We start from the raw sequence: 15,980 nt of genomic DNA, 5'->3' as shown, positions 1-15,980 counted from the left end.
AGGATTGTCAATTGCCTATTGCCAATTGTCAATATTTAAAGCATCCGCAATGCCGTTTTTATCACTTGTTCGACAGCCAGGGCGGGCGAGCCTTTGAGGATCGTATGGACAGCCTTCTGCGAGGCGGCCTTCTGGAATCCGAGCATCACCAATGCCGCCACCGCTTCTTCGGCCACCGCTCCGCCGGCTACGGCAGCCGGCGTGCCTTTTGCCGCTGCCAGCCCTTCGAGAGGCTTCACCTTGTTTTTCAGGTCGACCAGTATGCGCTGGGCCGTCTTCGTGCCGATCCCCTTGACCGTGGTCAGGGTCGCCTCGTCTTTGTCGGCGATCACCCGGACCAGTTCGGCAGTCGACAGGGAGGAGAGGATCATCCGTGCCGAATTGGGCCCTACGCCTGAAACGCTGGTAAGCATCAGGAACAGTTCGCGTTCCTCCCGTCCGGCAAATCCGAACAGCAGGTGGGCGTCTTCGCGTATCACCTCGTAGACGTAGACCTTCCCGTTTTGTTTCCCATTGAAAAAGCTATATGTATTCAGGGATATGGAGAGTTCATAGCCGATCCCGGCACATTCGATTATCATGCCGGCAGGCGTCAGTTCAACGATTTCCCCCTTTATGTATTCTATCATCTTTTGTCTGGTCTTATTAATGATTCGTACCTATTATAACGCAAAAATACATAAAAGCGTATATATGTAAAAGGGAAAAAATAGCTTTGATCTTATATTAAAAATCTTATCTTTGCAAATGACTGGAAAAACAACGTTTCCACCAGTCGTTTCATCAAGTGGAAGCATCAAGTATTAACATTAAAGCTAATCATTATGGCTAAAAAAGTAAAACCGGGCAAACTCAGAGGCAACACAGTCCCCAACAGCCTGACTGCCGATGAGAACGATTATACGCTCAATATAATCGGCGGCATGAGTTATTCTTTGGACGACCTGGCGCAACTCGTCGTCAACGGCGGCGTGACGACCGACTCGAAAGAGAAACTGATCGAAAACTTCCGCCTCATCGCCGAAAAAGGCGTCGAGATGGGGCTGCAAGGCAACAACATCAACTACGACTACTTCACCCTCCGCTTCGGCACGAAGGGCGTGTTCAACTCCGCAAACGAGCCTTTCACGCGTCCGAAGCATGAGGTGACCGCCTCGATGGCGGTAGGCCCCGAAGTGCGCAAGGCGATGTTGGAAACAATGGTCGAAAACATGGGCCCCGCCCAGCACTTCGCCCAGATGGACACCATCATCAACACCGTGAACGGCGAAGTGAACCTCAGCGTCACCTCCGCACAGGTGCTCGAAGTCAAAGGCGTGAACCTCTCCATCAAGGGTGACGACCCTTCGGTCGGCATCTACCTCCAGGAAGCAGGCGCTTCGGACGATACCCGCATCAAGGCCTCCATCATCCTCAACAACGAACCGAAACGCCTGATGTTTATGGTCCCGGCGGGGCTTGTGATCGGGAAGATGTATCGGTTGGTGCATGTCACGCAGGCAAGCTCAAGCGGTAATACGACACAACTGTTGAAAGCGCCACGTATGGCTTTCAGCGACAAACAACTGAAATGTACCGACGGGACCCCGGTCCCGAATGGGGGAGAAGAGGAACGTCCGGGTGAATTATAACCGCTCGTCAATATATTACCTGAATTGGTATATCAATCTAACCAAGCATTGGTATACCAATTCACTTGAGCATGGATATGCCAATTAAGCTAAGCATTGGCATACCAATTATCCAAAGGCCTGGTTACTTATAAATGAAAACAAATTTGATACACCCTCTCGGTTTATTAGGTCCTTCCCGATTTATTGTATATATTTGCCACAGTATTAATTTATAACAAATTACAACTATGACAAAATTAAGTAACCTTTCATCCAAAGCCAACCAGCCAGCCATCCCCGGCAGACTGCGGAGAAGCCAAGCCTTGCCTAATGAAAGCAAGTGGAATCCCAACAGACCAACCCATGCTACCCAGGATGAATTCTGGGAACATATCCATGAGATCGAACGAGGCCCGTTCATCTCCGTTGAAGAATGTTTCAATAACATACGGGGATGGATGAGAGAACAAGGGAGAAACCTGTAATAACCTCCATCAAATTTCAGGCAAGTATTATTCATGTGATGGAGGAGGGACTCGAACGGTTTGGCTATTTCCAGGCTCACCGTTATTTAGATACGATAGAGCATGCCGTTCGCGATTTAAAAACGGCTTATCCCTATTATCCCGAATGCCGCCACCTTGCCACGAAAAGCCGTATGTATCGGAACATTATTCTGGATTCTCACTTGATTATCTACCGTATTTGTGAAAAGCGTATTGAGGTGTTAGACATTATCCATGCCGCATCCAGTATGAATAAAATAAAGCAGACCAGGCAGATCCATATAGAGTAACATATAGAAAGAGGCTTTTGACACAGCCTCTTTCACTGTTTCCAGAACCCCGGCAACAAGATCGTCAGCACCGTGAATATCTCCAAACGGCCTACCATCATCAGGAAAGACAAGAACCACTTCGATACGGTCGGCACTTCGGCATAATTGCCGACAGGGCCGAGACTTCCCAGGCCAGGCCCGACGTTGCTGATCGAGGATACGGCAGCGCCTATTGTTTCTTCAAACCCCATCCCGTCGATCATCAGTGCCATGCAACTGACAAAGATCAACGCTATATAAGCAAAGGCAAAAGCCAGCACCCGGTGGACGACATCGCCGGATATGGCATGCCCGTTCATCCGCACCGGGATGATGGCATGAGGATGGGTCTGTTTCTTGAACTCATTGAAGAGGTTCTTGGTCAGGATCACGAAACGTCCCATCTTCAACCCTCCGCAGGTAGAACCCGCGCAACCGCATACCACCATCAGAACCAGTGCCAGCAGCCAGAAGAACGGTCCCCACGGGATGTAGTCGGTCGTTGCGAAACCGCAGGTAGACACCAATGTCACAACCTGGAATACCGCCTCCCTGAAAGCCGTGCCGAAATCGTCCACGATGCCCTTATACATGATCCAGGCCGTCGACATCGCCGTGATAATCAGCACGAACCAGAAGAACCAGCGTGTCTCTTCATCCGTAAACAGTTTCTTGGGCTTCCCGTTGAAGAAGAAATAGATCAGGGTGATATTGGTCGCCCCGATAAACATGAAGATCGTAATGACATATTCGATATAGGCAGAGTCCCAGTAGGCGATACTGGCATTCTTCGTCGAATAGCCGCCGGTAGAAATGCAGGTGAGTGCATGATTGACGGCGTCGTACAGGTTCATCGGCCCCGCCCACAAGAGGCCGATAAGGACAATGGTCAGGAACAGGTAGACGCCCCACAGGCGCTTGGCAACCTGGGTGACACGCGGGCGGAAACGTTCGTGCGTGATCCCCGGAGTCTCGGCATTGAACATCTGGGTGGCCCCGCCGCCGAGAATCGGCATCAAGGCTACGGTAAACACGATCATCCCGATACCGCCCTGCCATTGCGTGAGGCTTCGCCAGAACAAGATCCCGTGCGGAAGCGCTTCGATGTCGGTCAATATGGTAGAGCCTGTCGTCGTGAAACCGGACATCGTTTCGAAATAGGCATCCGTCACATTATCTATATACCCGCCTAAATAGAATGGCAGCATCCCTAAGAGGGAGAAGAGAGCCCAAGTCAAAGTGACGGTCAGCATCCCCTCACGCCGCCCGGCCGTATGTTCGTTGGCCCGTAGCCCGATCAGCGTAAAAAGGACTCCCGTTCCGAACATGATACCGCTCGACTGGAGGAGCGGATAGAAGTCGTTTCCTTCATATAGGAAAGCGACTGCCGTCGCTGCCAGCATAAACAACGTCTCCAGGATGAACATCATCCCTAACATCTTAATTATAAAACGAATGTTCAGCATATAACAATTGTCAATTGCCCCTTGTCAATTAATTAAAGTAGTCCTCCAATTTACGCATGGCCGTATCCAGGCAGAACACCACGACGTGGTCGTAGGCCTGGATATGTGTATCACCTTTGATCATCATCGGCTCGCCGTCACGGATCAATCCGCCCAGCGTCAAGTCTTTCGGAAGGTTCAGGTCTTTTACCTGCTTACGGGTAATCCTCGAATCGGGACGGGCGACAAGTTCCGCCACATCTGCATTGGCAAAAGTAAGGCATTTCACGTTCGACACGTCTGCATCCAACAGGAATTGGTAGATATGGCTGGCGGCGATCAGTTTCTTATTGATCACCGAACCGATATCCATGCTTTCCGCCAAAGGTATGTAGTCGATATTCTCGATCTTGGCAATGGTCTTGAATACTCCGGCACGTTTGGCGGCCAGGCAGGCCAGGATGTTCGTGCTCGAATTATCCGTCAGTGCGATAAATGCCTGTGCGTCTTTGATCCCCTCCTGCATCAACAGGTCGGTATCACGTCCGTCTCCGTTGATGATCAAGACATTTCCGGGAACGACCTCGGCTATGCGGTGGCTCTTGTCTTTGTTTGTCTCGATTACTTTTACACGGATATTGTTCGGGAGATACTGGCAGGTACGGATCGCGATACGGCTGCCTCCCATAATGATGACTTTCTTCACTTCGGGATCCCGCTTGCCCGCATGCAGCCGGACATCTTCGATATGGCCTTTGGTCGTTGTGAAGAAAACGATATCTCCCGATTCTATACGGTCCGTGCCACGGGGGATAATGGTCTCGTTCTGCCGTTTGATGGCAACGATATGATAGAGTTTCTGTTCGTTCAGCAGCTCGGACAGATGTTTGTTCACAAGCCGGGAATTATCGCGCACCTTTACACCGATCAGGATCAGGGCGCCTCCGAACAACTCCCAGTATTGACGGGTCCACGGGCGTTTGACGGCCGTGACAATTTCTTTAGCTGCCAGCATTTCCGGGTAGATCATGGAATCGATCCCCATCTTTTCGAACAGTTCCTTGTTTTTAGGGAGCAGGTATTCGTAATTGTTGATACGTGTCAACGTCTTACGCGCCCCTAATTTAGACGCCAGAATGCTGGCTGCCACATTGGTCGTTTCTTCCGGCGTGACACTGATAAACAGGTCGGCCTTTCTGATACCGGCTTCTTCCAGGTCCCGAATGGATGTCGGATTCCCCACCATAGGAAGGATCTCCATGCTTGAATTCGTAAAATTCAAACGCTCCTCATTCGGATCCATCAGGATAATATCCTGCTTCTCCTGTGATAACATTTTTGCCAGGTGGGTTCCTACTTCACCGGCTCCGGCTATAATAATTTTCATTTTATATAGAGATTAATTATGAGGATATATTATCCTCCGATAACCATCTTTCTTATTTCTCCTGCAATACTTTTGGCATCCATGCCACATAGTTTATACAGTTCGGGAATCGGCCCGTGTTCGACGAACTCATCCGGCACACCGATCCGCTTCACCTGCGGGGTATAACCGTTATCCGCCATAAATTCCAGAACAGCGCTGCCGAATCCACCTCTGATCACACCGTTTTCGACAGTGATTACACGGCTGAACTTCTGACCGACTTCATGCAACAACTCTTCATCCATCGGTTTTAAATAGATCATATCGTAATGGGCGATCGATATGCCGTCACCCGCCTCCTTTATGGCTTTTATCACTTCGTTGCCGATAGGGCCGAGTGACAAGATCGCAATATCATCCCCATCACGGAGTTTCTTGCCTTTCCCGATCGGAAGCACACGCATCTCATTCCTCCAATCCGCCATTTCTCCTTTACCGCGCGGATAGCGGATCACGAACGGGCCGTTACTTTCCTTATATCCGGTGTACATCAGGTTCCGTAAATCCAGCTCATTCAAAGGGGACGAGATAATCAAGTTCGGGACCGGACGCAGATAAGCGAGGTCGAACACCCCGTGATGCGTCGCCCCGTCTTCGCCTACCAAACCGGCACGGTCCAGGCAGATCACCATATGAAGATTCTGGAGGGCGACATCGTGTATCACCATATCGTAGGCCCGCTGCATGAAAGAAGAGTAGACATTGCAGAAAGGGATCATCCCCTCTTTGGCGAGTCCGGCAGAGAAGGTTACCGAATGCCCTTCGGCAATCCCGACATCAAAGGCCCGTTTCGGGAAGGCTTTCATCATATAAGTCATGGAACATCCCGTCGGCATGGCTGGAGTGATTCCCACGATCCGCTCATCCTTTTCGGCCAACTCGACAAGGGTATGCCCGAAAACATCCTGATAAAGCTGGGGCTCATTCAGCTTATGGACAATGATCCGCTCACCTGTTTCCTTATTGAACAGCCCCGGTGCATGCCACTCCGTCGCTGACTTTTCAGCCGGCTTGAATCCTTTGCCTTTTTTTGTTTTGATATGTAACAGCTTCGGGCCTTCCATATCTTTTATATCATTCAGCACCTTGATCATATAATCGACATCATGTCCGTCGATCGGGCCAAAGTAGCGGATACTGAATCCCTCAAACAGATTATGTTGTTGCGTGAGCAATGCTTTCAAGCTATTGTTGAAGCGAAGGATGTTTCCCCGGCGGTCATTATTGATCAGCTTCATCTTGCGCAGTCCCCGGTACACGTCATAACGCATTTTATTGTACGTCTGACTGGTCGTGATATCCACCAGATACTGGCTCAGCCCACCGACTGCATGATCTATCGCCATATCGTTATCATTGAGAATGATAAGCAGGTTATTCGGATTAGCCGACGCATTGTTCAGGCCTTCGAACGCCAAACCACCCGTCATGGCCCCATCACCGATCACAGCTATCACGTGCCTGTCCTTTTCCCCCTTCAGGGCAGAAGCGACCGACATGCCCATAGCCGCCGATATGGAATTTGAAGCATGTCCGGCAACAAACGCGTCATAGGGACTTTCCTGGGGATTAGGGAAACCGCTTATTCCTTTGAATTTTCGAAGTGTATGAAAGGCTTCCCGACGTCCGGTCAGTATTTTATGGCCATACGCCTGATGCCCCACATCCCATACAATACGGTCGTAGGGAGTATTAAAAACATAGTGTAGTGCAACCGTCAGCTCTACCGTGCCGAGACTTGCCCCGAGATGTCCGGGGTTCTCCGATAGTACATCTATTATATATTGACGCAACTCTGCACATACCTCTCCCAATTTGTCGGGGGACAACTTGCGCAAATCCTCCGGATAATCAATGGAATTTAATATGTGTTCATCCTTGCATTCTGTCATAACCGCTATAATTTTGTGGCAAATGTAAAGAATTAACGGGAGATAAAATAGTTTTAGTATGTCATTCTTTAGCAGTATGACACAATTAAGCCGCTTCTTCCCTCCAGACGGACATGACCGTTTTTCATGACGGCAGCCTTGCAACGAAAGGGATAACAATATTTCATACAATAAATACGTTACGTATATAAGAAATAGCTATTTTTGTTGCAATAATAATGATAATGGCAAATAAAGAAAAAATAGATTACCTGCTTCTGGATATCCGGGAGCTTGAAACATTGGTTGCCGGGATGCGGGATGCAGAAGTGTATCCGGTGTCTTTTTTCGGCCAGACTTTCGACCTCACGCATAAGATCCTGAAAGATCTGCATGCTTTGGAAACGGCCCAGATCGAAATGCTACGCAAACAGATGGAAGAGCATCAGGCTTTGATCCAGTCAATTCCCCCATCGGTTGCCGTCCCGGTACAGACGCTACAGGAATCACCGATCATAGCTCCCGTCCCCATTCCGGCAGAAACGGAACCTGTTGCCCAAGAACCGGAAATCAAACAGGAACTTCCCGCAGAAAAAGAAGCCCCTCACAAATCGGAGCCAACCCCCGTTGAAGAACCGGAGGCTCCTGTCGTGGAAGCCCCCGGCAAAGTAATCCCCGCAGAGCGTCCCGGATTATTCCTCAACGACCTGTTGGAAAAGAAAAACCTTTCGGATTTCCGTAAGGCATTCAGCTTGAACGACCGTTTTCGTTTCCGCCGCGAACTGTTCGGAGGGGATGAGGCACGGATGAACAAAGCGATCAACGACCTGAACGATCTTCATTCGTATGAAGACTCGATCACATATTTGAATAACGAATTAAAGTGGAACATAGAAGATGAAGCGGTAGCAGACTTTATCAAGCTGCTTGAAAAACGCTTTCTCTGAAGAACGGAGAATAAGTATGGCAAAATTAACAGTAGTACCTACTCCCGTCGGGAATCTGGAAGACATGACGTTCCGGGCAATCCGCGTGCTGAAAGAGGCCGATCTCATTCTGGCGGAAGATACACGTACTACAGGTATCCTGCTTAAACATTTCGAAATACAAAACAGGATGCAGTCGCACCATAAGTTCAACGAGCATAAAACGGTCGAGCAGGTGGCTGCCCGTATCAAGGCCGGCGAAAACATCGCATTGGTGTCGGATGCCGGTACTCCCGCGATATCCGATCCCGGATTTATGCTGGTACGTGAATGTGTACGTCAGGGTGTAGAAGTGGAATGCCTGCCGGGAGCCACGGCTTTTGTCCCGGCATTAGTCGCTTCGGGATTGCCCAATGAGAAATTCTGCTTCGAAGGTTTTCTTCCCCAGAAAAAGGGAAGGCAGACGCGCCTGAAAGAACTCTCGACGGAATATCGCACCATCATTTTCTACGAGTCACCTTTCCGGTTGGTCAAAACGTTGACACAGTTAGCCGAGTTCTTCGGGAATGACCGCCCTGTTTCCGTATCACGTGAAATATCGAAGATACACGAAGAAACCGTACGCGGCACGCTGGAAGAAGTCATCGCTCACTTTACCGTGAACGAACCGAAAGGTGAAATTGTTATAATATTAGCAGGCTTAAAAGATAAAAAGGACAAAGAAACAGAGACAGGAACAGAAGTTTAACGTAACAACAGAAAGAACATGAAGAAAGTATTGATTGCAACAACGATTTGCACAGCCATGCTGGCCTCCTGCGGACAGAATTCAGCAGAATATAAGAAGCTGAAAGCAGAAAACGACTCTCTGAGAATCGAAAACACCAAAAGTAATGCCGAGATGGATGAAATACTCGGTACCCTCAACGACGTAGAGGCTGATATCCAGTCTATCCGTGATGCAGAAAATTATCTCAACATACAGCAGCAAAAAGGGGATCTGAACAAGAGCAGCCGCGAACAGATCAAAGAAAACATGCAGTTGATCAGCGAAACGCTGAAAAAGAACAAACAGCAGATCAGTGAGTTGGAAGAGAAACTGAAAAAAAGCGGAATACAATCTGCCGCTTTAAGGAAGACGATCAGCCGCCTTTCCTCCGAACTTGACCAGAAAGCCAATATGATTGTCACGCTACAGGAAGACCTGGCGAAGAAGAATGTTCGCATCCAGGAATTGGATGAAATGGTTGCTTCTTTGAACGAAGATGTGGAAGACTTGTCCACTACAACTGCGGCTCAATCCGAGAAGTTGCAGGAGCAGGACAAGAAACTTCATACTGCCTACTATTGCTTCGGCACGTCTAAAGAGCTGAAAGACCAGAAAATCCTTTCCGGCGGAGGCTTGTTTGCCAAATCCAAAGTGTTACAGAGCGGCTTCAACAAAGATTATTTCATTTCTATCGATATTCGCGAAGTGAAGGAAATCCCTTTGTTTGCAGGTAAGGCAAAACTGAAATCCAATCACCCGGAAGGTTCTTACGAATTTGTAAAGGACGAAGACGGCAATATGACGTTGAAGATCACAGATGAAAAAGCATTCTGGAGTCTTGGCAAGTATTTGGTGATTGAAGTTGGATGATGAAATATAAAAATCTTTTTATTGATTTGGACGATACCCTTTGGGACACGTACCATAATAATAAGGAATGCCTCGAAGAAGTATATGCCGCTCACCACTTTGACCGGTATTATGCCTCCTTCGAGGCTTTCTTCGATATCTACTGGCCGCATAACAACCTGCTATGGGAACAGTACCGCAACAATGAAATAGACCGCCAGACATTGATCATCGAACGTTTTCGCTATATGCTCCGTCCGCTGGGAATAGAAGACACACAGTCGGTATTGGCGATCAACAACGACTTCCTGCAACGTACCACCCGGAAGACGCGGTTGGTGCCGGGGGCGATCGAGCTATTGGAATACCTGCGTCCCTCTTATCGCATGTATATCCTGTCCAACGGTTTTCGGGAAGTCCAGTTCAAGAAACTCAGCAATTCCGGCCTGGCCCCCTACTTCGAAAGGATGATCCTTTCTGAGGACGCCTGCATCCAGAAACCTCATAAGGGTATTTTCGATTTCGCCCTGAAAAACACCAACTCCCGCCGTAAAGAAAGCCTCATGATCGGCGACAGTTGGGAAGCCGACATTATCGGTGCCCACAATTCCAAAATCGACCAGCTATGGCTGAACCCGGAAGGATTGCCGGCAAAAGGATTCATACCGACTTACACGGTCGGCTCTTTAAAAGAAATCGAAAAGATTTTGTAGATTATCTACAGATTATCAAAGATAAACTATATATTTGTCCTTACTATTCGTTTTTGAATAGCAACCAAATAAACTAACTATGGGAACATTCAGCAAACAACAGAAATTCAGAGAAGAATTAAGGTATAAGGAAAAGGTACGAATAGAGAACTTAGGCAAGTTCGTCTATGATCTGGCAAAACTTATTTTTGCCGCAATTGTATTGGGAGGAATATTACCTCTCTATTCGGATGTAAGTAATATGGAAAACTGGATGAAAGTTCTTTCAGGCTTTTGTTTTACTATTGCATTAAGTAAATATGCTAATTATATATTAAAACGATAAGTACAATGAAAATAGACATGATGACAATGATCAATATTACAGGAACAGTTATTGTACTAATCCTGTATTGGTGGACTTCACGTACTCGCTCCGGCAGAAGATGGCTGAAAGGGGATGATGAAGATAAGGAATAAATCGTACTGACAACATAAAGAAACAAGAAAACGGGGAACCGATGAAGATCAATCTTCAGCCGGTTCCCCGTTTTTTATATGCTTCTCCCACTAAAACTCCGAAGTAAAGTGGAACCTGATATCCGGGAAATCCTGTTGCGCCATCATCAGCACATAGCCGGAATCGGCCAGATAGACATCACGGCCTTCTTTGTCGAGCGCCATATATTGGGCCTTGCGGCGTTTGAAGTTTTCGAGGGCGGCGACATTGTCGCTTTCTATCCAGCAAGCCTTATAGAGGCTGATCGGTTCCCACTTACACTGTGCGCCATATTCGTGGAGCAAACGGTACTGGATCACTTCGAACTGCAACTGTCCGACCGTACCGATAATCTTACGTCCGTTGAACTGGTTGGTGAAGAGCTGGGCGACGCCTTCGTCCATCAACTGCTCGATGCCCTTGTTCAACTGCTTGGCCTTCATCGGGTCGGCATTCTCGATATATTTGAACATTTCCGGCGAGAAGCTCGGCAATCCTTTGAAGTGAAGCTCTTCACCGGAAGTCAACGTATCGCCGATCTTAAAGTTGCCGGTATCGGGCAAGCCGATGATATCGCCGGCAAAAGCCTCGTCCACCACTTCCTTCTTCTGTGCCATGAAAGCCGTCGGACTGCTGAAACGGAATGTCTTCCCAAAACGTACATGCTTGTAAGGCGCATTCCGTTCGAAACGTCCGGAACAAATCTTCACGAAAGCAATACAACTGCGGTGGTTCGGATCCATATTGGCATGGATCTTGAAGACGAAGCCGGAGAAAGCATCCTCTTCCGGATCGACCACCCGTTCCACAGCCGATACGGGGCGGGGAGAAGGAGCGATGTTGATAAAGCAATCCAGCAACTCTTTCACCCCGAAGTTATTCAGGGCGGAACCGAAGAATACGGGAGCGATATCCCCTTTCAGATATGTCTCGACATCAAATTCGGGATAAACACCTTCGATCAGTTCGATATCGGAACGTAGCTTTTCGGCCTGTCCCGGCTCGATATAGTTTTCCAGTTCCGGGCTGTTGATATCCTTAAACTCTATGTTCTCCGTCACATACTGTTTGCTCGGAGTATAGAGGTTCAGCTTTTGTTCATATATATTATAGACGCCGCGGAAACGCTGTCCCATGTCGATCGGCCAGCTCAACGGGCGCACATGGATATGCAGTTCCTCTTCGATCTCGTCCAGCAAGTCGAACGGGTCCTTACCGTCGCGGTCCATCTTGTTGACGAACACGATCACAGGAGTCTTGCGCATACGGCAGACTTCCATCAGCTTACGGGTCTGGGCTTCCACACCTTTTGCGGTATCGATCACGATGATCACGCTATCCACCGCCGTCAGCGTACGGAACGTATCTTCGGCGAAATCCTGGTGACCGGGCGTATCGAGGATATTGATTTTATGACCGGAATAGTCGAAAGCCATCACGGAGGTTGCGACGGAGATACCACGCTGCTTTTCAATCTCCATCCAGTCGGAAGTCGCCGTCTTCTTGATCTTGTTCGATTTGACGGCCCCCGCCACATGAATGGCGCCTCCGAACAGCAACAGCTTTTCGGTAAGAGTCGTCTTACCGGCATCCGGGTGGCTGATAATAGCAAACGTTCTTCTTCTCTCAATCTCTTCTGAATACTGACTCATTGTTATGTCTCTTATTTCGTTTTATTATTCTTACTTCTGTCGATTTGCATCTTGTTCCAACAAGATGTACGTCTTAGCCTGACGAGACGCCCGTCTGCGCCTAACAAGATACGTATCTTACAAACGGGCGATGCAAGTCCGCAGGCTCGCTTCCCAATGGGGAATGCTGATGCGATAGGTTGCTTTGATCTTCGCCTTGTTCAAGACGCTGAAATGCGGGCGGGCTGCTTTTGCAGGATAATCTTTGGACTCGATCGGGAGGACATGGCAGGGAGCATTACCCAACTCCATGATCTTCACCGCAAAGTCATACCAGCTGCAAACGCCTTCATTGGAGAAATGGTAGATACCCGGAACGAATGCACCTTCCTCGGCCCGCACCAACACAGCCAGGATAGCCGCCGCCAGATCCCCCGCATACGTCGGCGAACCGATCTGGTCGAACACGACAGACAACTGCTCCCGTTCATTTCCCAACCGCAACATCGTCTTGACAAAATTAGTACCGAACTCGGAGTAAAGCCATGCCGTACGGATGATGACCGCATCGGGGCAAACTTCCTGCAAAGCCTGTTCACCGGCAAGTTTCGTACGCCCGTAGACAGAAGCCGGACAAGTCTTGTCCGTTTCCACATAGGGAAGATAGTTCGTACCGTCGAACACATAATCGGTAGAGACATGGATCACTCTCGCTCCTGCCGCACGCGCCGCTTCGCCTAAGTTCCGTACGGCATCCCGGTTGATACGTCGACAAAGCGCTTCCTCCTCCTCCGCCTTATCCACAGCCGTATAGGCGGCACAGTTCAATATGTAGTCGGCTTGCTTCTCCCTGACAAAGGCATCCACTGCCTGAGCATCGCAGATGTCAAGCGTATCGACATCCGTAAGCACAAATGCAAATTGCGGATATCCGGCAGACAGCTGACGGATCGAATTGCCTAATTGCCCGTTAGCACCAGTTACTAAAATCGTTTTCATCTTGTCTTATTCTTCTAATTTCAGTTCCCCGTTCATATCTTCACGATATTTCTCGGCCAGTAGCGCCAGGAACGAACTGATCTGTTTGATCCCCTCCATCGTTTCGGGGCTGATTTCCTTCCCTTGCATCTTCAGCATCAGGAAACCGTAGATAGCGTTGAAGCAGGTTTCCAGCTCAGGCAAGTCCTCACCGCCCGATTTGGCACGGAGCTGAACGATAAAGGGGAGTGTCTTATAATAAGCCGCCCCGTACACCATTTCCTTCGGCGACTTCAGAAGACGGAGGTGCAGGTCGGTCAGGGCAATGATCACATTCTTGTTCAACTGGATATGTCCTTTCTCCATCACCCCTTCGGAACGCATCATCTCGATCAGTTCCTCATACCACTTGGCAATCTCTTCCTTCACATCGTCCGGCTGGTCGTAGCGGTCCACGATCGTGCGGCGGATCGAATCCATATCGAAGTTGTTGGCACGTATCAGGTCTTCCACCTGCCACATGTACAACAGATATTCGGCTATGTTTTCTTTTCTTTTTTGTCTTGCTATAATCATGGTTGCAAAGATACACTATATTCGGATAACGCCTGATAAAAGTCCGCATCTTTTACACCTAACTGGCGGCAAGCCAGGCGGGCAGCATTCAGATTGATCAGGAAAAAGCGGTCCGGAATATAGACGGGGAAGTCCCCGTAGCGAGTCTGCAGATAGGTCTTTCCCTCTTTCTCGACCACGACATGCTGGTCGTAAGGCATGGCTGTGATGTCTTCGCGAACCTCTTGCGCAAGCTGTTTGACAACCGGATCACCATCGAAATAGATCAGCTTTCCCCCGCGTTCGATAGAAGAGGCGAACGTACGGAAAGTCGTGTGGTAGGCCTCCGGCGTGGCATGGTCGGTCGCGGAAGTCCACATCAGATTGGTCAGAATAGCGATATGCGGACGATAGAACTCCAACTGGAACCGTTTCTCCAAAGCAGACGTGACATGCTCGTCCCCCTCGATAATCGCGATCCGGGCTTCGTAGCTCAGATGCACACGGTCGGGCAACAAGGGGACTTCGCTGGTCAACGCATAGTCGAACGCAAGTTTCTGCCGCTTCAGGGCGCAGACAATCATCGAGATGATCGTCTTCTTTCCCCGGCTGCCGGCAACAACGACCCGCGTCTTCTCTTTCGTCCGCTGAAAGATGAATTCAGGTATCGAAAGCACTAATAATCCCAGTTCCTTTGCGCGTATCAATTCGGGGTTGTCCTGCCGGACTGCGGCCCCTAATACCACAAAATGTATATCTTTAGTTAATCTCTCCGGGAACCATCCGTCTCCATGACAAGTACAACCTTCTTTTTCCAGTCTGGCAAGAACCGTATCAACCAGTCCGGCACCGGATACGCTTACTTCATATCCTTTTTGGTGAATAGCCAAGGCTAAGTCAAACAACAGAGGCTCGGTTACGGAGATTAAATGAACTTTTCGCATCACTCAGATTTTGCCTGCAAATGTACACAATTTCATTTACCCTTCGCACGGGTTCGAAAGAAAAAACTTCCCTATCTTTGTAGGAAAAAGTATAATTCATGGATATTCAACTTATAGACACCGGCTTTTTCCATGCGGACGGAGGCGCCATGTTCGGCGCGATCCCCAAGACCGCCTGGAACCGCCGTTATCCAAGCGATGATCAAAACGGATGCATCTTGGCCATGCGCAGCATGTTGGTTCGTGACGGAAGCGGGAAGATCGTACTCGTCGACAACGGGGCGGGCGACAAACACCTGAAACAACTCGGCTATTACAACTTCTTCGACCTGATCGACCTGAGGGAAGAACTCCAAAGGCGGGGCGTTGCCTGTGAGGAGGTTACGGATGTCATACTCACGCACCTCCACTTCGACCATTGCGGATATACGACACAAAAAGAAGAACGACCGGATGGAAAGCCTTCCTATAGAATGACTTTCCCGAACGCCACCCACTGGGTAAGCCGTGCACAATGGGAGAATTTCCTTCACCCGAACGCGCTCGAAGCCGACTCCTATTTCATCGAGAACATGCAAGCCGCCTACGACAGCGGCAAGCTCCGCCTTATCGAAGGAGACACGGATCTCTGCCCCGGCATCGACCTGCGGCTGTTCGACGGGCATACGCCGGGACAAATCGCACCTTACATCACGACGCCTGAGCGCACTTATGTCTTCGCAGGCGACGTCATCCCGTTGGCGGCAAGCGTTTCGCCTCTCTGGATCTCGGCATACGACACCTATCCTGTCGTTTCCTACAACGAAAAACTACGGATGCTGGAAGAGGCGGCCGCAGAGAAGCAGGCGATCATCTACTGTCACGATGCCTATACCCGGTGCACTACCGTGAAAAAGGTGAACGACTTTTTCAAGGCCGATCAAAAAGTTTCACTTTTTTCCATGGGGTGAAAATAAATTTTC

General features: G+C 49.1%; 18 protein-coding genes. 10 read left to right on the top strand and 8 right to left on the bottom strand.

The window, feature by feature from the left end:
- Window positions 1-35: 35 nt before the first annotated feature.
- A complete protein-coding gene (ruvA, locus tag RDN79_RS14735) occupies window positions 36-629 on the bottom strand; it encodes a Holliday junction branch migration protein RuvA (RefSeq protein WP_298549719.1) in 594 nt (197 codons plus the stop codon).
- Window positions 630-824: 195 nt separating this feature from the next.
- Between ruvA and RDN79_RS14730 the strand changes: the two genes are divergently transcribed.
- The 3 genes from RDN79_RS14730 (at window position 825) to RDN79_RS14720 (ending at window position 2,409) form a co-directional block, all read left to right on the top strand.
- The gene (locus RDN79_RS14730) at window positions 825-1,631 is read left to right on the top strand and encodes a DUF4469 domain-containing protein (protein ID WP_298549720.1); all 807 of its coding nucleotides are present in this window, start codon (window positions 825-827) and stop codon (window positions 1,629-1,631) included.
- Window positions 1,632-1,861: 230 nt separating this feature from the next.
- Window positions 1,862-2,098, top strand: a complete 237-nt coding sequence (locus tag RDN79_RS14725; protein ID WP_298549729.1) for a hypothetical protein — start codon at window positions 1,862-1,864, stop codon at window positions 2,096-2,098.
- Window positions 2,068-2,409: a type II toxin-antitoxin system RelE/ParE family toxin gene (locus RDN79_RS14720; protein ID WP_298549730.1), complete on the top strand. Its 342-nt coding sequence runs from the start codon at window positions 2,068-2,070 to the stop codon at window positions 2,407-2,409. The genes RDN79_RS14725 and RDN79_RS14720 overlap by 31 nt, the downstream gene beginning before the upstream one ends.
- Window positions 2,410-2,441: 32 nt before the next feature.
- Here RDN79_RS14720 and RDN79_RS14715 read toward each other — a convergent pair whose 3' ends face one another.
- From RDN79_RS14715 to dxs, 3 genes are read right to left on the bottom strand one after another with little or no spacing between them, the layout of a single operon-like run.
- Entirely contained in the window at window positions 2,442-3,896 is a 1,455-nt protein-coding gene (locus RDN79_RS14715) for a TrkH family potassium uptake protein (RefSeq protein WP_298549731.1), read from the bottom strand.
- 28 nt (window positions 3,897-3,924) lie between these two features.
- Window positions 3,925-5,262, bottom strand: coding sequence for a Trk system potassium transporter TrkA (gene trkA, locus RDN79_RS14710; RefSeq protein ID WP_298549732.1), 1,338 nt, complete (start codon window positions 5,260-5,262; stop codon window positions 3,925-3,927).
- 29 nt (window positions 5,263-5,291) lie between these two features.
- Window positions 5,292-7,196: a 1-deoxy-D-xylulose-5-phosphate synthase gene (gene dxs / locus RDN79_RS14705; protein ID WP_298549733.1), complete on the bottom strand. Its 1,905-nt coding sequence runs from the start codon at window positions 7,194-7,196 to the stop codon at window positions 5,292-5,294.
- Between the two features lie 224 nt (window positions 7,197-7,420).
- On the opposite strand from dxs, the gene RDN79_RS14700 reads away from it, so the two are divergent.
- The 6 genes from RDN79_RS14700 (at window position 7,421) to RDN79_RS14675 (ending at window position 10,891) form a co-directional block, all read left to right on the top strand.
- Window positions 7,421-8,122, top strand: coding sequence for a hypothetical protein (locus RDN79_RS14700; protein ID WP_298549735.1), 702 nt, complete (start codon window positions 7,421-7,423; stop codon window positions 8,120-8,122).
- 16 nt (window positions 8,123-8,138) lie between these two features.
- Window positions 8,139-8,849, top strand: a complete 711-nt coding sequence (gene rsmI, locus RDN79_RS14695; RefSeq protein ID WP_298549736.1) for a 16S rRNA (cytidine(1402)-2'-O)-methyltransferase — start codon at window positions 8,139-8,141, stop codon at window positions 8,847-8,849.
- Window positions 8,850-8,867: 18 nt separating this feature from the next.
- A complete protein-coding gene (locus RDN79_RS14690) occupies window positions 8,868-9,740 on the top strand; it encodes a hypothetical protein (RefSeq protein WP_298549738.1) in 873 nt (290 codons plus the stop codon).
- On the top strand, window positions 9,740-10,432 hold the full coding sequence (locus tag RDN79_RS14685; protein WP_298549767.1) for a YjjG family noncanonical pyrimidine nucleotidase: 693 nt from the start codon (window positions 9,740-9,742) through the stop codon (window positions 10,430-10,432). The genes RDN79_RS14690 and RDN79_RS14685 overlap by 1 nt, the downstream gene beginning before the upstream one ends.
- A gap of 79 nt (window positions 10,433-10,511) precedes the next feature.
- Window positions 10,512-10,757, top strand: a complete 246-nt coding sequence (locus RDN79_RS14680; protein ID WP_186931464.1) for a DUF6722 family protein — start codon at window positions 10,512-10,514, stop codon at window positions 10,755-10,757.
- A gap of 5 nt (window positions 10,758-10,762) precedes the next feature.
- Complete coding sequence (locus tag RDN79_RS14675) at window positions 10,763-10,891, top strand: hypothetical protein (RefSeq protein WP_293731162.1); 129 nt, start codon at window positions 10,763-10,765, stop codon at window positions 10,889-10,891.
- A gap of 90 nt (window positions 10,892-10,981) precedes the next feature.
- On the opposite strand, the gene RDN79_RS14670 is transcribed toward RDN79_RS14675, so the two are convergent.
- The 4 genes from RDN79_RS14670 to RDN79_RS14655 all read right to left on the bottom strand — a co-directional run bounded on the left by RDN79_RS14670 (window position 10,982) and on the right by RDN79_RS14655 (window position 15,018).
- Window positions 10,982-12,562: a peptide chain release factor 3 gene (locus RDN79_RS14670; protein WP_298549740.1), complete on the bottom strand. Its 1,581-nt coding sequence runs from the start codon at window positions 12,560-12,562 to the stop codon at window positions 10,982-10,984.
- Between the two features lie 117 nt (window positions 12,563-12,679).
- On the bottom strand, window positions 12,680-13,540 hold the full coding sequence (gene rfbD / locus RDN79_RS14665) for a dTDP-4-dehydrorhamnose reductase (RefSeq protein WP_298549742.1): 861 nt from the start codon (window positions 13,538-13,540) through the stop codon (window positions 12,680-12,682).
- A gap of 6 nt (window positions 13,541-13,546) precedes the next feature.
- The gene (locus RDN79_RS14660; protein ID WP_298549743.1) at window positions 13,547-14,095 is read right to left on the bottom strand and encodes a DUF4924 family protein; all 549 of its coding nucleotides are present in this window, start codon (window positions 14,093-14,095) and stop codon (window positions 13,547-13,549) included.
- A complete protein-coding gene (locus RDN79_RS14655) occupies window positions 14,092-15,018 on the bottom strand; it encodes a Mur ligase family protein (protein WP_122298488.1) in 927 nt (308 codons plus the stop codon). Before RDN79_RS14655 ends, RDN79_RS14660 begins: the two co-directional genes overlap by 4 nt.
- A 98-nt stretch (window positions 15,019-15,116) precedes the next feature.
- On the opposite strand from RDN79_RS14655, the gene RDN79_RS14650 reads away from it, so the two are divergent.
- Window positions 15,117-15,968 carry an MBL fold metallo-hydrolase gene (locus RDN79_RS14650; protein WP_298549746.1) on the top strand — a complete coding sequence of 284 codons (852 nt, stop codon included), beginning with the start codon at window positions 15,117-15,119 and terminating at the stop codon, window positions 15,966-15,968.
- Window positions 15,969-15,980: the final 12 nt, after the last annotated feature.

This window comes from uncultured Parabacteroides sp., assembly GCF_902493135.1.
In the GTDB taxonomy this organism is placed as follows: domain Bacteria; phylum Bacteroidota; class Bacteroidia; order Bacteroidales; family Tannerellaceae; genus Parabacteroides.
Note: the sequence above shows the minus strand (reverse complement) of the source record. Positions and strands in the feature narration are given on the sequence as shown.